Below are 24,911 nucleotides of genomic sequence, written 5' to 3'. Positions count from 1 at the left end.
CATATGAGACCCTGCGTTTTTATCTTTGCTGTACTTCCACTTTCAGTAAATCATCGATTTTAATCGGTTGTCCTGTCTGTACTGAGCGCCAGACTGCCTCACCGACAGCAATCGAATCAGCCCCTGCCTGTGCCCCGGCTAAAATCTCATACGGTCTTGCAGGATCAACGCCTAAAAACAGATCCTCTAACAAAATCGGATCGCCACCACCGTGACCACCTTCATTCGTCACGACGTGAATCGTCTCCTTTGAACCGAACAAAGGATAATAATCAATGGTTTGCTCATCAAATGGAAACGGAATCCGGCTCGGCTCATGATATTCTTTCGTTTCAATCCGTCCCTTCGTCCCATTTATTACTAGATGGTAACCTTCATAAGGAGTGGAAAAATTAATCGAATAGCTTAATAGCGTTCCCCTGTCGTAGCGAACCGTTGCAACATACGTGTCTTCGATGTTGATTTCCTCATCGAAAATACAGGCATCTGGCCGATAGTCGGTATAAAGCTTCGCCGTGCTCGGGACATATTCAATATGATCATCCTTTGCGGCCGAGCTTTGTGACCGTGTCGTCCATCGGCGATAATATTGACATCGATCTTGCTCGTCACAAGTACCACAAAAACGTCCATTTTTTTTCGAAGGGTTTAATTCACCGTCTGCTCCGTAATAGTTAAGGGCTCCGTATGCGAACGCTTCGACCGGACGCTGATCCACCCACCAGTTGACTAAATCAAAGTGGTGCGTCGACTTATGGATCGACAAGCCACCCGAATAGTCTCTCACTCGATTCCAACGCTTAAAATAGCTTGCCCCGTGATACGTATCAATGTACCAATTAAAATCAATCGACGTAATCCGCCCTAACCGTCCTTCTAAAATAAGCTCTTTAATTTTTCGATGATGGGATCCGTAGCGATAATTAAACGTTACGGTCACCTTTCCGCGACTTTTGTTTTCTGCTTCAATGACCCGCTTTGCATCCTTAGCGGTTGTAACCATTGGCTTTTCCGTTATGACATGTAGATCGTGGGCTAATCCTTTCAAAATGTAGTCAATGTGCGTATCATCACGGCTGCAAACGAGCAACACATCCGGCTTGGTCTCATTCATCATCTGTTCAAACGATTGGTCATCGTAGCCTTGTACTGATTCAAGTTGAGGATATTGCTCCTTTGCAATCTCTAGCCGTCTCGGGTCTTGATCCAACAGGGCAACTACTTGGTGATTTTTCGCATATTGGTCCAGTATGGGGGCAATAAACATCCTCAATGCCCGATTACTAACTCCACAAATCGCGTATTTTTTCATCGTTCTTTTCTCACCTTTCTAATTGGAGATCAAATCCATCGATTAGTAAATCCATAACCTCCTCCTTACGCTCACTATATAGAGGGATGAACAGAGCTACGTCTGAACCTGCAAAGGAAAGAGGGAGGGCATAGTACGTCACTTCTCCTCCTTCTCGATCCTCATAATCACTGAGTCGCTCTTGATCAACGAACGACTCACGACTCACCTCATATAGTGGGTAGAGGCCGATAGGATCATAGATCGCACGAAGCAAGTCTTCGTCCACGATGAACAAATCTCCTTCTTGCGCCACGATATCCAGCACGAGCTTTTCAGCAAACGGTGCTTGAAACTGGATGTCTACTGCGCGAACGTCGGAAACCGCTCGTTCTATTTCATGCACAAAAGGCTGTAACGATTCCGAATAAATTTTTACTTCTAGTTGATCCGATGAGTTGCTACAGCCGCTAATGACGTACAAACTGAGCAACAAAATGAACCATTTCATCGTGATCTCCTCACTATCGACTCAATGCTCTTGCACATTCCACACTCGCAAGCAAGAAGGCACCGACACCATGTAGATCATTCTCGCTCGTCTCTCTTCCAACGTAATAATCATAAACCCCACACGAGGTACCGATACAGATCCCTGAAATCGTCACATCTCCATCTTTATCCATTTTGACAAAGTGATCGACTAGTCCTTGATACCCTTTTCTAAGTTGTGTGACATACGGATGATCAAAAATGCCTAGATTCATTCCTTTTGCGATCGTATACAAGAACAAGCACGTTCCCGAAGACTCAGGCCAATTCTCCTTCCGCTCGCCCTTGTCTACAATTTGATACCAGTAGCCATGGTCTGGATCTTGATAACGGCTGATCGTATCGACGTAATCGGTTACCACCTTGGTCAACTCATGTCTAGATGGATGGCCTTCCGGCAAATCTTCTATTATATCGACGAGCGCCATCCCGTACCATCCAATGGAGCGGCCCCAAACTTCTTGAGAGCGACCTGTATTTGGATCAGCCCAAGGCATTTGTTTCTTTTCGTCCCATGCATGATAATAAAGCCCTGTTTCTGGATCTCTCGTATGTCTACGCATAAGTTGTTCTTGGTAGAGAACGTGATCCACTAGCTCTGGTTCATTGAACATTTGTGCGAACTTCATTTTAAACGGACCTGCCATATAGAGGCCATCTAACCACATTTGATAAGGGTATTTATCTTTGTGCCAATACCCTCCTTCGCTCGTGCGATTAATCGTCGTTAGAAGCTGACGAAGCTTACGCGCGGCTACCTCATATCGTGAATCCTTTGTTTTTTCATAGAGGGGAAATAGCAACAACCCCGCTTGAATTGCGTCTAGTTCATCTCTGGCAAAATAAAAGTTTCCATGTTCATCGATGAGTCCATCTACATACCCTTTGATATAAGAGAGATACCCTTCCTTTTTCGTCGCTTCCCACACCCGGTACATGCCATACAAAAACACGCCTTGGTGATAGTGCCAACGATTTTTCGGTGGAAGCTCAAGAGGCTCATACCTTTTCATTATCGTTTGACACGCCTGTTCTGCTACTGCCATCGTTGCTACTGACAACGTAGACATATCCCTTCCTCCTTTTCGTTAATACACGCCTTCTTCTCCAAATTTCTTTGCCAACCAGTTCGCAAGCATGACCATGATCAAACCGACAATTGACTTGAAGAAACCTACCGCGGTACTGTAGCTAAATTGGCCTTCCTTTAAACCTGCTGTATAAACGTACGTATCAAAAATTTCTGCCACTTCGCGATTCATCGCGTTTAGCATCAGGAATACATGCTCAAAACCAAGCTCAAGAATATCACCAATTTTCAGAATTAAGAGGACGACAATGACACTGCGAATCGCTGGTAACGTAATGTGCCAAATTTGCCGAAAGCGATTGGCACCATCCATCTTCGCTGCTTCATACAAGGACGGATCAATTGCCGCGATTGCTGCAAAATAAATAATCGTTGCCCAGCCCGCTTCCCGCCAAATGACCTGCAAGATATAAAGAGGACGGAACCAATCCTCACTCATTAAGAAGTTCACGTTTTTTCCCGTGATACTATAAATGATCTCATTGATCACACCACCATCAGTCGTAAACAATACATACGTAAGCGATACGACAATAACCCATGACATGAAGTGGGGAATGTAAATCATCGTCTGGACAAAACGTTTAAACACCATGAGACGAATCTCATTTAAAAGCACCGCTAGAATGATCGGTACCGGAAAAAAGAAGATTAAATTGTACAAAAATAGAACGAGTGTGTTGCGTAATAGTTGGAAAAATGTCGGTTCTGTAAACAATCGCTCAAAATGTTTAAAGCCGACCCATTCGCTTCCTGTCACACCAAGAAACGGCTGATAATCTTGAAAAGCGATGATAAGCCCCCACATCGGGACGTATTTAAAAATGAGAAAGTAAACAAGTCCCGGTAAAATCATGAGATACAAATATTTGTTGCGAAAGATTCGCTTAAGCTTTTGCTGTCGCCTCACTTTTTTTGGAATGGAGGGAGCCGCCGATTCAATCGGCAACGCTTGTTCAACTGAAGCTTGCGCCATTAGGGATGAACCTCCTTTGCTCGTAACGTTATCCCCAACGTAACGCAAATCGCTTCATATCGTCTATAATCATCAAGTGACGCAGTTGTAAACGCTATCACAGGTAGCCTTAGCAGGTAAAGAACTGAAGAAATGAACGTGATGTTAACTAATGATTATGACCCTAGTAAACCCCTTGTCACTCGTAGCTTTGACGATATCCTCACACTCTTCCTTCCACTTGTTACAATTTTCCGAACACTTTTTTCATTTTGAAAAAGAAGGTATAATCTGTTTAGTGAAAGCGCTATCAAATATTCGTAAGGAGGTGCCGCATGTTCAAACGTAAGACAACGTTCTATGTTCGTTTGATCTTATTTATTTTGATTTTAAGCACTTTGCCAGTCTTGCTTGTAGGCACATTTTCTTACATTAAAGCTTCAGACGCGATTCATGAACAAGTTTCGGAGGATAAGCGCTCCAGCGTCTACCAAACGCAAACGAACATTGAACACATTTTAAAAACAGCCGACCATTCGCTCACATACTTTGTCAACTCAAGCTTGCTTCGAGACACGTTGAACCAACCGTTAACTGCTACACAGTTTCAACTGTATAACGATATTCGCAAAGAATTAACCCACCTTCAAACATACGAGATTGGTATTGAAGACATTGTGTTGCTGAGCACAAACCAAGAATGGCTCATGAATAATTGGGGATTACAGCGGATTACGAAAAAAGAAATTGAGGACCATTTCCAACGCTATTTTGAATTACCCGTCAATTCAACATGGATTTATGAAGTGGACACGTGGGGGAGTGAATTTAATGAAGAATTAGCCAACTCCTGTTCCACACAAATGAATTTAGTAAAAAAACTACCTCTTAACAGCAATCAAAAAACGGGACTGGCCATCGCCAGCATTCCAGCATGTAGTGTCAATAAAATTTTAAGTGAAAACAGTCAAAATGAAGCGTTTTTCGTACTGGATGAACAGTATCGCCCTGTTGGCTATCATAACCTTTCGATCTTAGAGGATGACTTACTCTCCGATGGTACGTTAATAGAGGCATTAGCTGCCCAGCAAACAGCCAATGGCAACGGTCAATTTTCTTTACCTTTAAGTCATTCCACCTACACGGTGACCTTTCGTACATCTGATTACAACCAATGGACCTACGTATCGGTCATTTCAAGCCGAGAACTAGCAAAACAATCGAACGCGATCGGTGCCTTTACAATGTACATTTCAGCTGGTGTCTTGCTCTTAAGCTTGCTTTATTCATGGGTGGGCTCTAGGCGAATTTACCGACCAGTTCAAGAGCTATACCAAATGATCACCGCGACCTTTTCAGCAGGGTCAGCGAAAAAGCCACCGAAAGATGAATTTGAATTAATTCACGCTCATATTCATAATGTTCTCGATCTAAACAATGAATTGGAAGAGAAGCTACAAGGTCAAATTAAACAACTAAAGCAATTTTTCGTCCTTAATTTGATCAAAGGTCATATGAGCCCATCGGAAATCGAAACAAAATACGAAACATTCCAATATCCGAAAGACTGGAGGCAGCTCCATGTCCTTACATTGCAAATCGATTCCCTGGAAGGAACGAAGTATGCAAAGGAAGAAAAAGATGTTCTTTTATTTTCGATCAACAACTTAGTAGAGACCCTTATTCCTGAAGTTGAGCGATTAACGCCCGCTCTATTAAACAACACCGTCGTACTCATTCTCCTCACGAACGTTGACCACGAGCAAAAGCGGGACGGTTTTGTACGCGAAAAAGCAGAAGCAATCATGAACGAAGTGAGACAACAGCTAGACATTTCTGTGAGCATCGGTGTGAGCCTGCCGTATGACGATATTACAAAAACACAAGAAGCGTATGATGAAGGGATAGAAGCGTTAAAATATCGGATTAAACTAGGCTGTCAATCAGTCATTTTCTTCTCAAATTTGGCACACACTCATTCGTTCCATACGTACTATCCGAAGCAGCAAGAAAATGAATTGTTCGATGCCCTTAAACTAGGAGATAAATCGAACGTGAAAGATCACTTAGATGCACTGATTGATGGAATCTTTCAGAAGGACCTTCATCCGAGCCAATATCAAATTTCCTTGCTTCGGCTGCTGAACAATACGATCCAACTGCTGCAAACTCTAGGCATTGATTCAGTGGACGTTTATGATAAGAAAACGCTCTTTGACCAATTGTTTAGCTTACAAACAATCGATGAAGTGAAGCAATGGTTTTTTACGAAATTAATCGCGCCATCGGTTCACACTGTAGCCGAGCGTATGGATTCCCAATACAAAACAATTTCCGACCAAATTATCCACATCATCCAAAATGAATTTGATATGGAACTAACGTTAGAATCCATTGCTGAACGACTACATTACAACCCGAACTACTTAAGCAGCATTTTTCGCAAGGAGACGAACATTTCATTTAGTGAATATTTGAGCTCCTATCGATTAGCGATGGCGAAAAAATGGTTGCTGGAAACGTCCATGCCGATTCGAGAAATTGCCGAACGATTATGCTATGGCAACTCGCAAAACTTCATTCGATCGTTTAAGAAAAAGGAAGGAATGACACCAGGAAAATACCGTCAATCAAAAGTATCATAAGAGCGTGAGGTTCACAAAGCCCCGCGCTCTTTTGTATACTTTGAACGTCCAGTCGGTCGAACATGTGCGCAAGTTCTTGGGACTCTGATCGCCAATAGGCTGGACGCTCCGTGACAGTGATGTTCTTGAGGAAGCTATGCGATTGTCCGTGGGAGTCGGCCGGTCGAGAGTTCGAACTAGCGTGGAGCTATTAATAAAAAAAGTCGTAAGATGATGAGCCTTACATGAATTCTATCTCCTGTAAAAAAAGACTTTAGCCTCTAGAGAATCTAGTGACTAAAGCCGTTGAATGTCATTTATATTAACAGGGGGATTTTTACTTAAGTAACGGATTAATTGAGTCTTTCGTAATCTTCGTTTAATTCTTCGATAATGCTTTCTCCACCATTAGTAAGCCAGCGTTCTACTTCAGCTTCGAAGCCATCTTCGTCAAGCTCACCTAAAATATACTTATAAGTCGCATCATCAATGATTTTCTGCAATTCGGTTCCACGCTCCGTATACGTTGGCGAGAAGAGTGGCTCAGCAGGGTTGGTGACAATAATTTCGTTATTGTCTTCCGTTAGACGCTCATACTCCTCATAGAGAGGGTCACCGTATGCTTTTAAATAATTCATTTCTCTTGCAACTAACGATACTAGTGGCTGAACTTCCGCCGCCCAGTCATCTAAATTTTCTTCGATTCGCTCGAAGTACTCACCATCAATTGTTTCATAGTGTACATCTTCTATTCCATAGGCCATTAAATTGTACACATCTTCCTCTGCGATGCGATCAAAGAATGCCAAAATCCGTTTGAGCTCAGCCTCTGTTTCAACACTTGATTTTGGAATGGCAAAGATTCCATTGTGACCTCCTTGCGCCCAAACTCGGTCTTCACCGTCAGGACCGGCAATACGGTTTGTAATCGCCACTTCCATCTCTGGATTAATGTCCTTCGCTTTATCTCGTAAGTTACGGGCATCAACCATATTTCCGACGTAAATTCCCGCCCTCCCTGTCATAAATAGCTCTTGCTGCTGTTCTTTACTCGTGACAGGAAACTCGGTGTTGATCAAGCCTTCGTCATAAAGGCTCTTCATGTAATTCATCGTTTCCACATATTCATCGGTCATAAATTCTGGCATTAATTTACCTTCATCATCAAATCCCCATTCATTCGGGGTTCCGTGATAGGAAGCCAATGTTTTAAATGCTCCGAAAATTAAATCATTTCGATCGGTAAATCCGACTGTATCATCGGCACCTGATCCATTAGGATCATCATACGTAAAGGCACGAGCCACTTCATACAGCTCCTCTAAGTTTGTCGGCATTTCAAGCCCAAGGTTTTCGAGCCAATCTTGGCGAATGACGACCCCTTGTCTTGACAACGGACGCTCACGATAGATTCCGTAGATCTTTCCGTCTACAGAAACGTTTTCTAAAATCGTTTCATTCATCTCACTTAGATTTGGGAATTCATCTAAATAAGGGCCAATTTCCCAAAACTGTCCTGAGCGAAACGCATTAAGGACAGATGACGTTCGGAAATCTTGCAGCGTAATGACTTTCGGTAAGTTTCCTGAAGCTAGCGCAGCATTCACTCTGTCTTCCTTCACCGCATCTGGTACCCAGATTAAGTCCAAATTCGTATTCGTTAACTCTTCAATTTCTTTAATCACAGTATCTTTAGGTGGCTGTTGATGATAGAGGATCACCATCCAATCCAAATCTAAAGGAGAATCCGGATCAAATGCTTCCTCTTCTGTATTGCCTTCTCCCTCTTCAGCAGGAGCACTTGTCCCCTCATTGCTGCTAGAACAAGCAACAACTAAAAGCAGAAGTGATAAAAATGCGAGCCATCGACATGCTAGAGACATCCTTTTCATGAACATACCTCCCCATTTTTTATTTTTACCCTTTCACTGAACCTAGTAAAGCTCCTTTTGCAAAATGCTTTTGAATAAACGGATAGACGATTAACACAGGAATGGTAGCAACAACGATAACGGCCATTTTAATTGTTTGTTCTGGTGGCATGACGAACCCGGCACCGAGCTCGGTTAAATCCCCTTGCATACCACTAGACATAATGACAATTTGTCGCAATAACACTTGAATAGGCCACATTCTCGAATCATTCAAGTACAAAATCGCTTGCATGAACGTATTCCAATAGGTGACTGCATAAAAGAGAGAGATTGTCGCAATAGCTGGCATCGACAATGGGAATACGATCCGAAAGAAAATCCCAACATCGTTACACCCATCAATTTTTGCTGACTCTTCCAGACTCTCAGGAATGTTTTGAAAGAAGTTTTTTAAGATAATCAGATTAAAAGCGTTAATCGCTGTAGGAATAATCAGCGCCCAATACGTATCTAGCAGGCCCAATGATCGGACAACGAGAAACGTAGGAATCATTCCGCCGCTAAATAGCATCGTAAATACAACAAGAAACATTAGAACCCTTCGACCGTCTAGATCTTTTCGCGATAAACCATATGCCATCAGCGATGTTAAAAACATACTGAATGCGGTTCCTACGACGGTCACTAGAATGGAAATGATCAGACTACGAAAAATAATGTCTGTCGAAAAGATATAACGGTACGCATCCAAGGAAAACGTCGTTGGAAACAGAATAAATCGCTTTTGCAGCACTTCCTCCACCGACGCAAACGAGCCAGCCACTATGTGGACAAAAGGAAGAAAACATATCATGGAAAATAAAAAGAGAAACAGATAATTAAAGATGTTGAAAACACGACTACCTAGCGACTGATCATGGACCAATCATCATCACATCCTTTCTGTATGATCATTTACGTGCCAAACAAAATTTTAAGAAAGCGCTATCATTTATTTGCAAAGACACGTAACGAATGTACCTTCACTGTACCAAGGGGCATTTTATCGCGTCTACAATCCTCGAAACAGGATGAGTAGAAGTGTACTGTTACAAGGGCCGTTATGTGACGATTATAAGAAAATGACCCCTCTTCTAAGGTAGTGATTATTCGGTGAAAACCATCGCCTTTCTTTGTTAGTTAACTTTCTTAAAGTAAAAACAAAAACACTTGCCTCGTTAGACAAGTGTTTGTTATACAGGATTAATGGAATTCTACATCGATCGTGCGCCGCCGGTCATCGAGTCGCTTTCTCATTCGCACCTCTAGGACCCCATTTCGATAGGTAGCACGAATGTCATCTTCAGCCACTTCAGCTGGTAACGGTACCACTCGACGAAAATGACCAATCTCCCGTTCACGACGATAAAATCGTTCATCATGCACTTCCTTTGATCGTTTGATTCGTCCTTCAATCCGTACGGAGCGAGGTTCCACATCGATTTGAAGATCCTCTTTCGATTCAAGCCCTGGGATATCACACTCTAAAATCACTTCATGATCCGTCTCGTGCACATCCATTTTCGGACTAAGCGTCAAATGCCGGTTGGATATATCGATCGGAAAGTCAGGAAAGAATCGATCAAACTCTCGACGCATTTGATCTAAATGGCGAAACGGTTCATAAGGCGTTAACGACATTTCATACCACCTCCTACTAAATTTGGAGATAGTATCTCCAGCTCTTCACCTTTTATGCTTTCCACGTTTCATCTAGCTTATCTGCATAAAAAAGAATCGCTTGCTTGTAAGATTGTATCGTCTCATCACCGCTCGTTTCAGCGATCATTTTTAGCAATATTTCTATCCCTTGCTCATAGCGACCAAGGTTGTAAAGGACCATTGCGTAGAAAACACGGAGCGCCTGATGGTCAGGAAATTGCTTTACTCCTTTTGCGAGAACGGCTTCTGCTTTCCTATACTCCCCTAGCGTTCGAAATGTGCTACCAAGCCCGAGATAACACTCCGCCAAGTCCTTTCCTTGAAGACCCGATGCGATCGCCTTTTCATAATAAGGAACAGCTTGAGCTTCCAATCCTAGTACATCAAAGCTCCAGCCACATTGATAAAGAATTTGTGGATCGTGAGCATGCTCCTTACAGAGTGTGACAAGCAGGGTATTCGACTCTTGATAGCGCTTCCTTCGGCGAAGGTCAATCGCCTCATCCAATGTTCGCTTCACATCCATTTTTTTCGCTCCTTTGCTTATGAGAGTAAGGAACGCTCCCATGTTTCATCTACTAGCTCATACCCTGAATATTGCTTTTTCTCTTGATGAACGATCGCAAATCCAAATTTCTCATAAAGGGCGCGTGCTGTATGTAAATCACCGTTTGTCGTAAGGTAGTACACTCGGTCACTAAGCTTACGAAGAGAAATCGTCATCATTCGCCTCCTTACGCTTATTTTTGATACACTTACCTAAAAGGGTTTCACTCCCTCATTTTACCATAGCTTATATTCTCTCAACTATACTGGAAGTGACATTTGATGAATCATGTACCTATCGTTCGTATTCTTTTATGGTGTGTGGCGACCTCACTCATAGCGATGCTCATTCTTGCTCTAGTCAGCATTGTTTTTTCCCTTGATGTGTTAAGCTATGTTGCTGAGTTTCTGCCACTAGTAGCGGTTTTTACCCTTTGGTGGCGCTTAAAGACGCACGGTGTATCATTGCGCACATGGCTTACTTTCCGTGAAGGGTTTCCTTCGTTTAACTCGTTCACCTAGCTAGCTTGCTGGCAGCTCGTCTTTCTTCTGTTTTCCATGGCGATTGTTTTCGTCCTTATGTATTTCGTGGCATTGCTTTTTCCGAGCCTACTTACTGACTTTATTCCAAACCCATCGTTCCTTCATGATCGCTCGTTTATACGAGGATTTCTAGCCACAGTCCTCATTGCACCGATCGTAGAGGAAATGTTTTTCCGTGGTTTCTTGCTGCAAAAGTGGGCCGCTAGGTATGGGCTATTCACCGGAGCGATTATAGCCTCACTTGTCTTTGCTCTCCTTCATGTCAATCTTGGGTTTCTCGGACATTTTATGATTGGCTTATTTTGGAGTTTTCTTTATATGGCAACGAAAAATATTTGGCTCCCGATCGTTCTCCATGCCTTTCACAATTTGGTGCTTCTTGTCATCTTTCACCTGCCTATCGGAGAAACACCAGAGCCTAGTGAACTGACAGTGAAAATGTTCTATTATACTGGATATGTGGGAATCGCCTTAAGCTTACTAAGCCTGCCGTTTATCCTTTGGAAGTTGCAACAGGTGTACAAGCAAGCCAAAGCAAACGAAAACTTTCTAACAATAAACTAGTGTTGTCCTTACTTTCTTTCCAACAAAAAAGGATGACTCTTTACTTAAAAAAATGAAACAATTATGATTTAAATGACGTTCTATAGATGAAAAGACAGAAAGAGGGGGACCTTTAGGATGAAAAAATTATGGTTAGGATTATCTACGTGTGTACTTAGCGTAATGCTTGTCGCATGCGGTACAGGAGGAACTTCAGGAACAGAAGGAGAAGATCCAGAGGAAATCATAGAAGACGTGGAGAACGCTGAAGACGAAGCTGTTGAAGAAGAGGATGCTGTTGAAGAAGAGCCTGTAGACGAAGAAGAAACAGCTGAAGAAGAACCGACAGAGGAAGAGACCACTGAAGACGAAGCTTCAGAAGAAACGAGCGACGCTTCAGAAGTAAAAGAGATTGAAGTCGAGGTCGAAGGCGATAAAGAGATGCGCAGTGCCCAATTTAATCGCGGTGAATTAGGCTATTCTATTTATGTTCTTGAGAACTTTTCTTTAACAGGTGAGGAGCCGCGCCGTGATGTCATTTTATCTGATTACGACGGAAGTTTTTTTACACGTATTATTCAAGAAGGATCAAGTGCTGACACGAACGCGTTAAAAAACAACATCATCGAGCACACAACTGGAACCATCGAGGACAACTATCCTACACCTTTAGAGGATGTGGACTTTTCTCTACGTGAAAAAGTGACGAGCGATGACGGAGAAACGAATATTTTCCATGTTGCTAAGACGTATCCAAATGGAGAAACGTATCGTTTTGAACTATACATTCCGAATAAAGAAGCACAAGAAGGGATTCTCCCAAGCTTCTGGGCCATGCTGAAAACCTTCCAACCGTAAAAAATACTAAAAAGAGACTGCCACTTGGTAGTCTCTTTTTCAAATGGTAAGATACTTGTCCAATTCATCCAGACTTCGGATGATGATGACATCCGTTTCACGTAATTCCTTTCCAAGTCGGTTCAACCAAACCCCCGTCAGCCCTGCCTGCTGGCTAGCAACAGCATCTGTTTTCAACCGATCCCCTACGTAGAAGCAGCTCTCCACTGCCTCTTTTGCTAGGTTACAAGCATAAGCAAAAATGTGCGGGTCAGGTTTGGCAACCCCCGCTGCTTCTGATGTCACGACATATCGAAAAAATTCTCTTATTTCTAACCGTTCAAGCTTCGATTGCTGCTGTTGCTGTGAACCATTGCTAATCACACCTAACGAAAGACCGGCCTTTGTCCATCGATCTAAACAAGCCTTTACGTCATCAAACCTTCGCCAATTTACCTCGTAATAATCAAGATAATCTTGGAATCGCTCGTCTGCTTCAACATCAAGCAATTCTGGAAAAAAAGAACGAATTCGCTCTCGCCGTTGTTCTTGAAACGATAAACAACCTGTTAAATACTTTGTATAAAAATGCTCAGATGCCTCTTCCCATGCTTGTAAGAAATCAGCCTTTCCATACGGAAGCTCGTGCCTATATTGGTGATAAAATTGCGCTGCGCCTCGTCGCTCCGCTCCTTGATGATCGAGCAATGTATCGTCAATATCAAAAAAGATCATTCGTTCTCCTCCTTTCCTTACCTTCTACACTGCTTTCCTCATCGAATCATGGCGATAAAACGGATCGCGCAAGTAGCACCACCCCCATTGGACAGCTAGCAGTAGAAAAATCACCGCAGAGCTTAAATAGACAAACGTCAAACTTAAGCCAATGTCCAATAGAAAATAGGCTAGTAAGGGCCCAAGGGCTGCACCAACATCGAGAAACACCGTGTAACTTGTCATCACCCGATTCGCATCTTGTCCTTTGGCGACATCAGAGGTCAGCGCATCAATTAGGGTCGTTAAAGCCGTTGAAGCGACCATTACAACGATAACGGCAGCTAACCAGATTATTAGTGGCAGGGAAAGAACCATCGCCCCGTATCCTAAGGCTGTCATGATCAAAAAGAGGATGAAAAGGGGCAAACGCCCTCGATCCCCGTCGGACCAATGACCGAACAAGACCGCTAGGAAGGGCTCCCACACCCAGCGTACCCCTTGAAGTACCCCAGCTAAGGCGGTTACCCCTACAATCATACCGACGATATAAATCGTTTCACCGTAATGCTCTAGCATGAGCAAACTCAGCGTTGACCCGAACAGACCTTGCAGAAATAACGCAAGCAATAAGCCACTACTAATGGCAAGGATCGCATGACGACCGTACAAACCTTTTCGTTTCTTTTCAGTTGAATCGCCTTCCAGTTGTCCAGTTCTTTCTTGTGCCAACGATGGGACGTAGCGTAACACATACGGAATCGCGAGCACCGCTAACACCCCAAAAATGATAGCAGTTGCCGAGAGTCCGATGAAGCTCGCAAGAATCCCACCTCCAAGCATTCCTCCTAAACTCCCAAGTCGATATAACCCATTGTACTGCCCCATCAGCTTGCCTCGATTGCTGTCGGTAGCTTCCTCTAGCACCGTAAACAGACCACCTAGCCTTAAAAAAGACCATGCAATTCCCCATAACAACCGGAGAATTACCCATACGAGAAATCCATAACCGACTCCATAACCAATCGTTGTCACCAACGTTAAACTAACGGCAATGAGTAGCCCTGTGCGCAAGGTTACATGCTGGTAACACTTACCGACCAACGGATTGATCGGAATCCGAACAAAACGATTCAAAGATAAAATGATTCCGACCTCCCAAAGCGATTGTAACCCCACTTCTCGATAATAAATCGGCAGGGCAACATACAATAGAGAGTCCCCTAATAGACAAAGGGCCGTGACAAGGGCGACGACTTTTACAGATTTAGATTCAGGTGCGTGCTCTGACTTTGTCATCAAAAACCTCTCTTCCATATACCATTCAAACCGAACACATACTTCAAAACGATCATAACTCTTTTCCAAAGAGTTGGCAAAAACGATGCATCCCCTTTTTGAAAACGAAGAACAAAATCTCTACCGCGACTTTTATCACGTTCCAAATATAGATGAATCATTCAGAACATATCTCGCTTGATGTGTAGCACCCTGATAATTATCCACATTTTTATCCACACGTTATGCACAAGTCGATATTTTATACTTTCCTAAACAATGAGAAAAGGTAGAGGGTTGGCGCCTCTACCTAGATTGAAACTTAATTGGACGCTTTCGCTAACACGAAATCTGAACGCTGCTTTAAATAGCGGGTCAAAAATTCCATTACGATAATCATCGCAAAAATAACGAGCGTAATGCCGAGCACTTGGTCATAGGCAAGCACTCGAGATGCTCGCACAAGCTCCCAGCCAATCCCTCCGGCCCCGACTATCCCTAAAACAGCTGCATAACGAATGTTTACATCAAATCGGAAAACCGACCACGAGATGAATGCAGACATAATGGTCGGAATGACTCCCTGCATGATAACATGAACTCGATTGGCTCCTGTCGCCTGTAGCGCTTCGATCACACCGTGGTCGATTTCCTCAATGGCTTCCGCATACACTTTGACGAGCATGCCGATGCTATTTACTGCTAAGGCTAAAATCCCTGGAATGGGACCAAGACCTACCGCCACAATAAACAGCAACGCCCAAATCAAGGCTGGCACCGCACGGACAAAGGCTGCAAACCCCTTTACCAAATAGCTAACCGACCAATGAGGGGCGAGGTTTTTCGCTGCAAAACAAGCGAGCATGATCGAGAAAATGACGCCAAGCACTGTCCCCATAACCGCAACGTGAAGTGACTCAAGAGCCGCGCCTAACACATCAATCGGCTCATCCAATGTGGGAGGAAACATTCCTAAAATAAGCGATTGACTTCTTTCCCAGCTCTGAATCACCCGCTCGGGTACAATCTCTAGATGAAACATACTATATAGAAAGAAAACGGCTGCTAAAAAACCAATGATTTGCTTTGTCGTTCGATTTTTTTGCTGCGCCCACTGACTCATAATAGTCGCTCCCTTATTTTAGCTGTAGTAAACTCAACAATGAGAATAAGACCCCAAATCATTAAGATCCCTACCGCTGCTTGTTGATATTGGAAAAGGCTGATCGAACTTTGCAATGCTGTACCAATCCCACCTGCACCGATCAAGCCCAGGACAGCGGCCTCGCGAATATTTAAATCCATTTTGTAAAGGGACCAGCCGACAAATCCTGCTTTGAATTGCGGCCAAACGCCTTGTCCAACGAGTTGAAACCACGTTGCTCCTGTTGCCCGAATCGCCTCAAGCTGTCCAGTATCCAACTCCTCTAGCATATCCGCATACGCTTTTGCAAGAATCCCTACTCCCGACAAGCCTATCGCAAGCGTCCCGGCAAATGGGCCTAAGCCAAAGGCAGCAACCATAACGATTCCCCAGACGAACGCCGGAACCGCGCGAAGAAAAGCAATAAACGAACGGCTCAGCACGCTAATGAGCGGATGAAAGCTCAAATTTTTCGCGGCAAGAAAACCAAAAAACAACGAAGCGATGACCGAGATGACCATTCCTACGTAACTCATCATGACCGTATCAAAGGCTGGCTTTAAAAATAAGCCGATCGCAGTCATGTCCGGAGGGAGTAAGTCCTCAAAAATAAAAGTGGCCATGTTCGAAGCACCTGAAAATAAATACGTCAGTTGAAAGCCTGTCTCAACCCAAGACCAAATGATAAGAGCAGCTAAGACAATGAGCGTAAACATACGATTTTTGCGGACCATTTTCTTACGCCGCTTCCAATCTTGAAATAGCTGATCGACCGATTCCCCCTCATGTTTTTTTGATCGTGACAGTTGCTTCTCTGTCAATTGCTCAGCTGGTAGACTCATGTTCATCCACCTCCTTATTGATACAGCTGGTCGACTGTGTAATCCGTTAATTCCCTCGGAGTTCCGTCGAACACAATTTCTCCTGCCTTAATCCCTATCATGCGATCGGCAAATTTCTTCGCAAACTCCACTTGGTGTAAATTCACAACCGTTGTAATTCCCTCTTCCTGACAAATCGTCTTCATATAATGGAGGACGTTTTCAGAAGCTGTCGGATCAAGGCTAGCAATCGGCTCATCCGCTAAAATCAACGTCGGGTTTTGCGCAATGGCTCGGGCGATCCCGACACGCTGCTGTTGTCCCCCTGAAAGTTCATCTGCTCGCTTGAACGCCTGCTCCTCAAGGCCAACTCTCTTCAAAATCGATAATGCCCGTTTCGTATCTGACTCATGAAACCGACCGAGCCCCCCCTTAATGGTTGACATATACCCAAGACGGCCATGAAGAACATTTTGCAAGACAGAGGATCGTTTAATTAAGTTATAATGTTGAAACACCATACCGATTTTCCGTCGCATTTGCCGTAATTTTTTTCCTCGCGCGTTACAAATATTTTCCCCCTCAACAAAAATCGCCCCAGAAGTTGGTTCCACTAAACGATTAATGGAGCGGAGAAACGTGCTCTTTCCTGCCCCGCTCGGCCCAATAACGGAAATTAACTCTCCGCGGCGGATCGATGTATTGATCTCTTTTATTCCAACGGTTCCATCTGGGTACACTTTTTTCAACCCTTCAACCCTTAAGATCATTTCACCCATCGTGCTGACCCTCCTGTTCAAAAAACAAATTTGACGTGCTGTTTATATACACCTATTCGTGAAAAAAGTAGGGGCCTACAGCGAGGCCCTTTGACTTTGTCCATACGTTTTTGGTTCTCCCTACTGAAGCCCCAACTAGTTCAACAAATCCTCTGCGCTCATCTCTAGTGCTTCTGCGGTCTCACGAACAACATCATACATGCTGTCATCCACTTCAATGTAACCTGCATCATACCCATTGGACTCAAGAAATTCTTGCATGATCGGATCTTCATGCATCGTTAAAAACGCGTCAATAATGAGCTCGCGTAAATCTTCAGGGAGATCCATACTGATCGCTTGTGGGCCATTTGGAATCGGATCGGACTCAGCGATCACCTTTAACTGTTCAAAGTTCGGATGATCTTCAACTCGGTCGTAGATATTTTCAATGCATGAACTACAAACACCGGCTACATCTACATCACCATTCAATACAGAATAGAGCGACGCTTCATGACTACCAGAGAACGTGACATATGAGAAGTAATCATCCACATTGTCCATTGTCAGCCCTAATTCCGTAATTAGCATCCCTTTTGGAAAAATATGTCCCGATGTGGAAGCTGGATCGGCATAAGCAATGGTGGCTCCATCTAAATCTTCCAATCCGTTCAGGTTTGTTTCTTCAAGGGTTATAAACCAAGAATAATAAAACACATCTTCAGGGTCGGACACACCTGTCGCAAAGGCTTCAGCGTTTGCTCGCTCATGGGCAAGCATGTAGGAAAATGGACCGAACCCTGATGCATGCACATGTCCATTACGCATACCTTCAATTAAAGCGTTATAATCAGTTCCGACAAACAACTCGAACTCAATGCCTACCTTTTCTTCCAAATAATCTTCAAGCGCCTCAAATCGGCTGGCCAGCTCCCCCTGATCTTCTGTCGGCAAAATGCCATACACAAACGTCTCTGGCCAATTCGAGCGATCCACTTCTGCATGATCGACTTCACCTGTATTTCCTTCAGCCTGCTTGTCCTCTCCAGTCGTTTCGCTGCTTCCACACGCCGTCATCCCCACGGCAACAGCCGCGACCATCAACCCTTGTAACCACTTTTTCATTGAACTCATCCTCTCTTAATTAAAGACATCAACAATTTAATCTAGCCCAACTGACCGATCCACCGTGTCTTCTTCAACATTCCCTTCGACTTCTTTCGCAGCTCGTACTGCCTGTTCCCCCGGCTTTGTAAGCCGACAGCATGAGCAGCATTAAACTGGCGAATAGTCTTAATAAACTTCAAATCCCCTCCACCTCATTTTTCCTCCACCTCGTATGGTAGTAGGACACTTTTAACCTTCTATAAACTGAACGTTAGAAAATTGTTAATATTCTCTAGTTTTAGTAAATGTTTTTAAGATTGTAAAAGCACCATAGTCACTTATCGACAACATATTTCCTAGGAAATAGACATAAGTAGCTTTACATACGATACAGGGCTCCTCCGTTGACATCCAGATTATGGACGGGTAAGATCAAGTAGGATGAACGATTCCTAAAACAAATGTAAAGGCCCCATATAGAATGGATTAGATAACTTTTAAAATAGATAGGGAATGAGTGCCGGTGGCAAAGCGGGAGAAAAAGCAGTTCGCTGTTATTGGTTTGGGCCGATTTGGCGGTAGTATATGTCGCGAATTATATAGCATGGGACATGAAGTACTTGCGATCGATAAAAATGCTGATAAAGTGAATGAATTTACAGCAACAGCAACACACACAGTCGTTGCAGAAGCGACAGACGAAAAGGCACTAACGTCACTCGGAATCCGCAATTTTGATTATGTCATTGTCTGTATTGGCGAAGATATTCAAGCAAGTATTTTAGCTACTCTGCTATTGAAAGAAATGGACATTAAAAATGTCTGGGTGAAGGCACAAAACCATTACCATCATAAAGTGTTAGATAAAATCGGAGCCGACCGGATCATCCATCCTGAATATGAGATGGGGATGCGAATTGCCCAAAGCTTGTCATCTGAAAAAGTTGTTGATTTTATCGAACTCTCCGATGAGTACAGTATTATGGAATTGTTAGCTACGGAAAAAGTAGCTGGGAAAACATTGATCGAGTTAGACGTACGGGCAAAATATGGTGTGACGATTTTAGCGATTAAGCGTGGGGAAGAGATTAATGTCTCACCGGTTCCGGATGAAATGATTAAAAACCGTGATCTATTAATTGTCATCGGCCATAAAAATGATTTGAAGCGATTTGAGGATGAGGGGCTATAAAGTTTAACCATCAGAAAGCTCGCTACCACCAACTATGAATGGAATTTTAAGGACACAAATAAACGAGGAGCCATCAAGCTCCTCGTTTCATTTGATTCGCTTATAACGTAACGATGTATACGCTTCCTCTTCAGTCGTTGCATACGACTTCTTCTCATCTATGCAAATAAAGCCTTTTGCTTCAAAAAGGAATGCCTTTCTCGTTTCCTTTCGCTACGGAAACCCATTGTTCCATTGCACCAAACTCCTTTTGCTGAGCTGTAATCGCTTCTAATAACTTAGTGCCTACTCCTTCCCCGCGCCGGACAGGGTCCATATACAAGACGAAGATTTCTCCTACATGATCAGCAGTCAAACCACCCGCCCCATTCTTGCGACACTTTTAATTCCTTTTCAATCCGTTCGTAGTCATAAAATTTCCCGAATGACTCGCTCCATGTACTCCGTTGAATATGTTTCTCTATAGGTCTGACGATAACCTTCAGAACAAACTCGAACAATGCCCTCAACATGCTGCTTTTTTGCAGGTTCAATGGTATACTAAAAGCAAACCGTCAAAAAATCCAAAAACCAGTTTACATAAGAGTGCTTTGCTAACCCTTGATCAAAACGTAATGGAAAGGTGAGATGAAATGAGCTATGTTCTCTTATTGCTAGGCTTTGCCTTACTCATCAAAGGAGCCGATTTTTTTGTCGATGGTTCATCATCTATCGCTCGCTTGTTAAACGTCTCACCTCTTTTAATTGGGTTAACAATCGTTGCCTTTGGCACAAGCTCTCCTGAAGCGACCGCGAGTATTATCGCGGCTTTGAACGGGAATCCTGACGTGGCCTTAGGAAATGTTATTGGGAGTAATATGTTTAACATTACCCTTGTCGTTGGGCTTACCGCCCTCCTCTCACCATTAATTGTGACAAACGCGACATTGCGTAAGGAAATTCCGTTCACCCTTCTCGGAATCATTGCGCTATACATATTTATTAATGACCAAATGATTGAAGGGGCAGTGGAAAGTACGTTATCCCGCAGCGAAGGGTTGATCTTGTTACTGATCTTTTGCGTTTTCCTTTATTACATTTTTGAGGTGGCGCGAACAAGTCCACGTGAACAGAAAATAGCCCAAGATTTCGCTATCAAGCCAACATGGGGGAAAAACATATTCCTCTCCATTCTTGGGCTTGCCATGATTATTGGCGGTGGCGAACTCGTCATTAGGCATAGCACGGCGATCGCCTTTTCTCACGGAATGAGTGAGACGTTAGTCGGATTAACGATTGTTGCGATTGGAACATCATTACCTGAGTTAGTAACCTCGTTAACGGCTGCCTTGAAAAAGGAAAGCGAGATCGCACTCGGGAACATTGTTGGCAGTTCGATCTTTAACATTTTTTTCGTTCTAGGGACAGCCGCCACCATCACCCCGATGCACGTAGATAGCCGCGTCGTTGTCGACTTACTGTTGCTTATTTTCCTGACGTTGCTTCTACTCGTCTTCTCGAGAACACGCTACACGGTCGGAAAATATGAAGGCCTGATTCTCGCTTCCTTTTACATTGGGTATATGGTCTATATCATTTGGCGAAATTAAGCTCGTCCTCCTTTTCATTCCCACTTTATGAGAATCGGTCATGATTCCTCTTAAAAACTCATACGATAGAGCATGTCTAACTATTGATGAAAAAGGGGAAGATCGAAAGTGGAGTGGAGTCAAGAGCTTTGGCTATTAATCAAGTATTTACTATTAGGGCTATTTCAAGGCTTTACCGAGCCGATTCCTGTTTCCTCAAGCGGGCATCTTGTTCTGCTTCAGCATTTTCTTGGCGTCGAAATTGAAGGACTGAGCTTTGAGGTAATGGTCAACTTTGCTTCCCTCTTTGCCGTCATCGCCATTTATCGGTTCGATTTGCTCAAGCTCGTCAAAGGATCGGCACGATACGTACTGTATCAAGATGCGCAAGGAAAAGGCGATTTCCGGATCTCGTTTTATCTCCTGTTAGCAACCGTTCCAGCAGTCCTCGCCGCGCTGCTGTTCAAAGATTGGATTGAAATAGAATTAAAGCAGCTTCATGTGATTGCATTTGCTTTACTCATAACAGGAATGGCTCTTTGGCTCATTCGCCATTTAAATGGAAGAAAACAAGATGGAGACATCACCTTAAAAGATGCGCTGCTCGTCGGCTTAGCACAGACAGCTGCTCTCATCCCTGGCATTAGTCGCTCTGGCGCCACTATTGTCGCTGCCATGGGACTGGGATGGAGACAAGAAACGGCCTTGCGATTTTCCTTTTTCTTGTACATTCCGATCAGTCTCGGCTCTGGAGTGCTTGCCATTTCCGACATCGTGCAAGATCCACATTTCACCGCTCTATGGATCCCTTATACCATTGCTTTTATCGGCTCATTCATCGCCTCCTATGTGTCATTGCTATGGTTTATGAACATAATGAGACACGGGAAACTGATCTATTTTGCTCTCTATTGTTGGCTCGCTGGCTTGATTGTACTTTCATTGCTCAGTTAAAGGGAAGGAGCGCATGATCATGAATCATCCCACATTACTACTGATCGCTCGACTTCTCATCGTTGCCCTGCTTATTGCAACTGGTCTCTATGCGCTATATTTCTTTTTGTCTCTCACATATCCGTTTCTCATCGCAGCGCTGCTTGCTTTTTTCATGAACCCGATCGTGAATACGTTAGAAAAGGATATTCGTCTTCCCCGCCCATTGGCTGTTCTCGTCAGTTTGTTACTCCTATTTGGCTTAATCGGCGGGCTCGTTACCATCATGATTGTGAAAATGATCGATGGATTCCGCTACTTGTCCTTAATGGTTCCGACGCAAATTGAACGGATTTCCATGACGATCCAAAACTATGTGAACGAACAAATTTTACCCCTTTGGAATCAAGGGCTTGGTCTCATTGATCGCTTAGAGCCCTCCCAACAAAGAGCACTAGAAGAAGGGATTCAACAGCTAGGAGGACAACTCGCTTCTTTGCTTGGCAATTTAGGACAAGCAATCGCCAATGGCCTTTCTCACATTGTCAGTGCCCTTCCTTTGACATTGACGGTTGTTGTTTTTATTATTTTAGGCCTTTATTTCATCAGTAAAGATTGGAACAAATTTAAAATGGCTGCAAGGACCAGACTTCCCTTTATTGTACGAAGGCGAACCCTCGATGTAATCAAGGATTTAAAAACGAAAGTATTCGGGTTCATTACAGCACAAGTCATTCTCATCAGCTTAACGGCGCTCATCAACTTTATTGGGTTGCTCGTTCTTCAAGTGGAGCATCCATTTACGATCGCCCTCATTATTGGGCTTGTAGATTTGCTTCCCTATTTAGGAACGGGTATCATTCTTATTCCTTGGGGGATCTATAGCATTGTGACAGGTAACCTGTTTCTTGGCGTCGGACTTTTAGCTCTTTACGGCTTAACCGTGCTCATTCGCCAATTAGCCGAGCCGAAGGTACTCTCGTCGAGCCTCGGGTTAAACCCACTTGCGACACTAATCTCACTATTTGCTGGACTGCAGCTATTCGGTGTACTCGGCCTCGTGATCGGGCCCGTCCTTCTTGTCCTTCTCCTCTCATTGTACCAAGCGAACGTACTGAATGGGATTTGGCGTTTTATAAAAGGAGAATCCACGCGTTAATTAATGCGTGGATTCTCAGATGAATCATCTTTTTTCTCAATTAATTGATACTTTGTCTTTAATTGTTCTGGCGCTAGCTTCATAAACCAATTTAAAACAAGTGTGGCGACAAAGACATCATCAAGAATCCCAATCCCAAGCAAAAAGTCGGGAATAAGATCATAAGGAAACAGCGCGTACCCCACAATCAAAGCTACACCTATAAGCTTTTTTTTCACTGAAATCTGTTTTGTAAAGAAGAACTCACGAAAAAACGGAAGCGACCGCGAAAACCTCAATAAAAATTTCATTTGTCTAAAATAGTTTAATACGCGTTTCACATTCGTCCTCCATTCAAGTGACTGATCACCCTGCCTTTAAACTTCTTTCATTATAAAGGATATCAAGTCTTATCAGGAAGAGATTGCATAATTTTTGCACGTGCTTTTAAGTCCCTTAGTAAACGATCTTCCGCCTCCACATCAAGGACGAGCTTTAATCCATAATGTTGATGTGTATACGTAGATTCCTTCCAGACAATATCTCCAGGTAACATGAGCATGACGTTGTTTTGAACCATCATATATCGAAGTTCTACTCTAGAATGATTTTTTATATTTAAGGAGCTTCTAATTCGCGCTCCGCCAAGGCTCATATTGATCACTTCACATCGCTCGTCTTTCGCGAGTAATTCCCCTTCCTCATAGACGAGTAAAGTCGCAATGATCGGTGTAGGAAACTCATACCGAAACGCTTCTTCCCGCTTATACCTCATGTTATCCTCCTTATGGCGCTATGATTAATTACCTACTAGCCGTTGATAACACTCATTTTATCATAAAAAAATACCATTTTTATATAAAAAAATCAATAATCGCAATGGCAAAAAAAGGTCTTTCATCATAAACAGGTGTTCTGTTATCTTTAGTGGGCAATCTGTAAAATAAACTTTACACAAGGGAGGTTTTTCTTTAGTATGATTTGTGAGGCTACACAATCAGAAGGGCGGTGATGAGTTCATGAAGAAAAAGGGGAAGATCTCGAATCGAATTAACGTCTTACGAGCAGAGAACAGCATGACACAAAAGCAGTTGGCCGAACGTGCCGGTGTTACAAGACAAACGATCATTTCAATTGAAAAAAATAAATATGTCCCTTCACTGGCGTTAGCGTTTGAAATCGCACATGCGCTTAATGCCGATATTCATGAAGTTTTCCAATACATACAGGACGAGGAGGAGTAAAAGTGGAAACATGGATCCCCTTTTTAAATGCCATCAGCAGCATTACCTTTTTAGTGTTTATTGTTCTTATGATCATAATGAAACGCGAAGGTGACGATGAACGAGCACAGGCGATGCAATACCGTCTGTTCCGCTTTTCATTTTTCTTTGTCATGGCAGGATTGTCGTTCTTGATCCTTATTTCAGGTTGGATTGAAATGACCTATACAACATTTCGATCTTTGACGACAACAATGTTCTCTTTGACTCTTATTAGTGCGCTTTGTTACTGGCTTTATTTACAACGAAAATTTTAAGCTTGATAAAGAAATGGGAGGCTCTCACTAGAACCTCCCTCCTCTTTCTTACTTTTTTTTCTTAATTGAAAACAAACCGATTGCCACTGCAAAAATAATAATTACGCCAACTAGTACATTCCACTCCATTAGTACAAACCTCCTGTCTTCCCAATGATG

Annotated in this window: 29 protein-coding genes; 10 read left to right on the top strand and 19 right to left on the bottom strand. The window is 43.2% G+C overall.

Annotated features, from left to right (window positions below; translation table 11 throughout):
• Positions 1 to 19: 19 nt before the first annotated feature.
• The 4 genes from FED51_RS02745 to FED51_RS02730 are packed head-to-tail and all read right to left on the bottom strand — an operon-like array spanning position 20 to position 3,909.
• A complete protein-coding gene (locus FED51_RS02745) occupies positions 20 to 1,312 on the bottom strand; it encodes a Gfo/Idh/MocA family protein (protein WP_053432201.1) in 1,293 nt (430 codons plus the stop codon).
• 10 nt (positions 1,313 to 1,322) lie between these two features.
• On the bottom strand, positions 1,323 to 1,802 hold the full coding sequence (locus FED51_RS02740) for a hypothetical protein (protein WP_053432200.1): 480 nt from the start codon (positions 1,800 to 1,802) through the stop codon (positions 1,323 to 1,325).
• Positions 1,803 to 1,815: 13 nt separating this feature from the next.
• Complete coding sequence (locus FED51_RS02735; RefSeq protein ID WP_053432199.1) at positions 1,816 to 2,913, bottom strand: glycoside hydrolase family 88/105 protein; 1,098 nt, start codon at positions 2,911 to 2,913, stop codon at positions 1,816 to 1,818.
• Positions 2,914 to 2,931: 18 nt separating this feature from the next.
• Positions 2,932 to 3,909 carry an ABC transporter permease gene (locus FED51_RS02730; RefSeq protein WP_010896662.1) on the bottom strand — a complete coding sequence of 326 codons (978 nt, stop codon included), beginning with the start codon at positions 3,907 to 3,909 and terminating at the stop codon, positions 2,932 to 2,934.
• A gap of 314 nt (positions 3,910 to 4,223) precedes the next feature.
• On the opposite strand from FED51_RS02730, the gene FED51_RS02725 reads away from it, so the two are divergent.
• A complete protein-coding gene (locus FED51_RS02725; protein ID WP_138090269.1) occupies positions 4,224 to 6,533 on the top strand; it encodes a helix-turn-helix domain-containing protein in 2,310 nt (769 codons plus the stop codon).
• Positions 6,534 to 6,865: 332 nt separating this feature from the next.
• On the opposite strand, the gene FED51_RS02720 is transcribed toward FED51_RS02725, so the two are convergent.
• The 5 genes from FED51_RS02720 to FED51_RS02700 form a co-directional block, all read right to left on the bottom strand.
• On the bottom strand, positions 6,866 to 8,404 hold the full coding sequence (locus FED51_RS02720; RefSeq protein WP_010896660.1) for an extracellular solute-binding protein: 1,539 nt from the start codon (positions 8,402 to 8,404) through the stop codon (positions 6,866 to 6,868).
• 25 nt (positions 8,405 to 8,429) lie between these two features.
• Positions 8,430 to 9,239 (bottom strand): carbohydrate ABC transporter permease, encoded by an 810-nt coding sequence (locus FED51_RS02715; RefSeq protein ID WP_175414347.1) that lies wholly within the window; start codon positions 9,237 to 9,239, stop codon positions 8,430 to 8,432.
• A gap of 389 nt (positions 9,240 to 9,628) precedes the next feature.
• Positions 9,629 to 10,066 carry an Hsp20/alpha crystallin family protein gene (locus FED51_RS02710; RefSeq protein WP_138090265.1) on the bottom strand — a complete coding sequence of 146 codons (438 nt, stop codon included), beginning with the start codon at positions 10,064 to 10,066 and terminating at the stop codon, positions 9,629 to 9,631.
• A gap of 52 nt (positions 10,067 to 10,118) precedes the next feature.
• The gene (locus tag FED51_RS02705; protein ID WP_138090263.1) at positions 10,119 to 10,613 is read right to left on the bottom strand and encodes a tetratricopeptide repeat protein; all 495 of its coding nucleotides are present in this window, start codon (positions 10,611 to 10,613) and stop codon (positions 10,119 to 10,121) included.
• Positions 10,614 to 10,630: 17 nt separating this feature from the next.
• Complete coding sequence (locus FED51_RS02700; RefSeq protein WP_138090261.1) at positions 10,631 to 10,810, bottom strand: N-acetyltransferase; 180 nt, start codon at positions 10,808 to 10,810, stop codon at positions 10,631 to 10,633.
• Between the two features lie 105 nt (positions 10,811 to 10,915).
• On the opposite strand from FED51_RS02700, the gene FED51_RS02695 reads away from it, so the two are divergent.
• From FED51_RS02695 to FED51_RS02685, 3 genes are all read left to right on the top strand, one after another.
• Positions 10,916 to 11,155 carry a hypothetical protein gene (locus FED51_RS02695; RefSeq protein WP_138090259.1) on the top strand — a complete coding sequence of 80 codons (240 nt, stop codon included), beginning with the start codon at positions 10,916 to 10,918 and terminating at the stop codon, positions 11,153 to 11,155.
• 57 nt (positions 11,156 to 11,212) lie between these two features.
• The gene (locus tag FED51_RS02690; protein ID WP_175414297.1) at positions 11,213 to 11,740 is read left to right on the top strand and encodes a CPBP family intramembrane glutamic endopeptidase; all 528 of its coding nucleotides are present in this window, start codon (positions 11,213 to 11,215) and stop codon (positions 11,738 to 11,740) included.
• 117 nt (positions 11,741 to 11,857) lie between these two features.
• Entirely contained in the window at positions 11,858 to 12,577 is a 720-nt protein-coding gene (locus FED51_RS02685; RefSeq protein WP_138090255.1) for a hypothetical protein, read from the top strand.
• 39 nt (positions 12,578 to 12,616) lie between these two features.
• On the opposite strand, the gene FED51_RS02680 is transcribed toward FED51_RS02685, so the two are convergent.
• From FED51_RS02680 to FED51_RS20990, 7 genes are all read right to left on the bottom strand, one after another.
• Positions 12,617 to 13,291 carry an HAD family hydrolase gene (locus FED51_RS02680; protein WP_053432191.1) on the bottom strand — a complete coding sequence of 225 codons (675 nt, stop codon included), beginning with the start codon at positions 13,289 to 13,291 and terminating at the stop codon, positions 12,617 to 12,619.
• 24 nt (positions 13,292 to 13,315) lie between these two features.
• Entirely contained in the window at positions 13,316 to 14,569 is a 1,254-nt protein-coding gene (locus FED51_RS02675; protein WP_175414296.1) for an MFS transporter, read from the bottom strand.
• Between the two features lie 301 nt (positions 14,570 to 14,870).
• Positions 14,871 to 15,671, bottom strand: a complete 801-nt coding sequence (gene phnE / locus FED51_RS02670; RefSeq protein WP_138090251.1) for a phosphonate ABC transporter, permease protein PhnE — start codon at positions 15,669 to 15,671, stop codon at positions 14,871 to 14,873.
• Entirely contained in the window at positions 15,668 to 16,534 is an 867-nt protein-coding gene (gene phnE / locus FED51_RS02665; protein ID WP_175414295.1) for a phosphonate ABC transporter, permease protein PhnE, read from the bottom strand. The genes phnE (FED51_RS02670) and phnE (FED51_RS02665) overlap by 4 nt, the downstream gene beginning before the upstream one ends.
• A gap of 14 nt (positions 16,535 to 16,548) precedes the next feature.
• Positions 16,549 to 17,292, bottom strand: coding sequence for a phosphonate ABC transporter ATP-binding protein (gene phnC / locus FED51_RS02660; protein WP_053432188.1), 744 nt, complete (start codon positions 17,290 to 17,292; stop codon positions 16,549 to 16,551).
• 135 nt (positions 17,293 to 17,427) lie between these two features.
• Positions 17,428 to 18,399, bottom strand: a complete 972-nt coding sequence (phnD, locus tag FED51_RS02655; RefSeq protein ID WP_175414294.1) for a phosphate/phosphite/phosphonate ABC transporter substrate-binding protein — start codon at positions 18,397 to 18,399, stop codon at positions 17,428 to 17,430.
• 41 nt (positions 18,400 to 18,440) lie between these two features.
• Positions 18,441 to 18,581, bottom strand: a complete 141-nt coding sequence (locus FED51_RS20990; protein WP_175414293.1) for a hypothetical protein — start codon at positions 18,579 to 18,581, stop codon at positions 18,441 to 18,443.
• A 323-nt stretch (positions 18,582 to 18,904) separates the two neighbouring features.
• Here FED51_RS20990 and FED51_RS02650 point away from each other — a divergent pair, with 323 nt between their 5' ends.
• Positions 18,905 to 19,573, top strand: a complete 669-nt coding sequence (locus tag FED51_RS02650; protein ID WP_010896645.1) for a potassium channel family protein — start codon at positions 18,905 to 18,907, stop codon at positions 19,571 to 19,573.
• Between the two features lie 181 nt (positions 19,574 to 19,754).
• Here the strand turns inward: FED51_RS02650 and FED51_RS21665 are convergent, their stop codons facing one another.
• A complete protein-coding gene (locus tag FED51_RS21665) occupies positions 19,755 to 19,928 on the bottom strand; it encodes a GNAT family N-acetyltransferase (RefSeq protein ID WP_338035672.1) in 174 nt (57 codons plus the stop codon).
• Positions 19,929 to 20,205: 277 nt separating this feature from the next.
• Between FED51_RS21665 and FED51_RS02640 the strand changes: the two genes are divergently transcribed.
• From FED51_RS02640 to ytvI, 3 genes are all read left to right on the top strand, one after another.
• Positions 20,206 to 21,162 carry a calcium/sodium antiporter gene (locus FED51_RS02640; protein WP_138090245.1) on the top strand — a complete coding sequence of 319 codons (957 nt, stop codon included), beginning with the start codon at positions 20,206 to 20,208 and terminating at the stop codon, positions 21,160 to 21,162.
• 108 nt (positions 21,163 to 21,270) lie between these two features.
• Positions 21,271 to 22,095, top strand: a complete 825-nt coding sequence (locus tag FED51_RS02635; RefSeq protein ID WP_138090243.1) for an undecaprenyl-diphosphate phosphatase — start codon at positions 21,271 to 21,273, stop codon at positions 22,093 to 22,095.
• 19 nt (positions 22,096 to 22,114) lie between these two features.
• On the top strand, positions 22,115 to 23,233 hold the full coding sequence (gene ytvI / locus FED51_RS02630) for a sporulation integral membrane protein YtvI (RefSeq protein ID WP_010896641.1): 1,119 nt from the start codon (positions 22,115 to 22,117) through the stop codon (positions 23,231 to 23,233).
• Here the strand turns inward: ytvI and FED51_RS02625 are convergent.
• Together FED51_RS02625 and FED51_RS02620 are read right to left on the bottom strand one after the other, a co-directional pair.
• Positions 23,230 to 23,553, bottom strand: coding sequence for a YkvA family protein (locus FED51_RS02625; RefSeq protein WP_138090241.1), 324 nt, complete (start codon positions 23,551 to 23,553; stop codon positions 23,230 to 23,232). The two genes, ytvI and FED51_RS02625, sit on opposite strands and share 4 nt — an antisense overlap.
• Positions 23,554 to 23,615: 62 nt before the next feature.
• Entirely contained in the window at positions 23,616 to 23,987 is a 372-nt protein-coding gene (locus FED51_RS02620) for a PilZ domain-containing protein (RefSeq protein ID WP_010896639.1), read from the bottom strand.
• 244 nt (positions 23,988 to 24,231) lie between these two features.
• On the opposite strand from FED51_RS02620, the gene FED51_RS02615 reads away from it, so the two are divergent.
• On the top strand, positions 24,232 to 24,456 hold the full coding sequence (locus FED51_RS02615; protein ID WP_010896638.1) for a helix-turn-helix transcriptional regulator: 225 nt from the start codon (positions 24,232 to 24,234) through the stop codon (positions 24,454 to 24,456).
• Between the two features lie 2 nt (positions 24,457 to 24,458).
• A complete protein-coding gene (locus FED51_RS02610) occupies positions 24,459 to 24,752 on the top strand; it encodes a hypothetical protein (protein ID WP_010896637.1) in 294 nt (97 codons plus the stop codon).
• The last annotated feature ends 159 nt before the right edge of the window (positions 24,753 to 24,911 follow it).

Source organism: Halalkalibacterium halodurans (genome assembly GCF_005671335.1).
GTDB lineage: Bacteria > Bacillota > Bacilli > Bacillales > Bacillaceae_D > Halalkalibacterium > Halalkalibacterium halodurans.
This window is presented reverse-complemented; position numbering and strand designations above follow the sequence as displayed.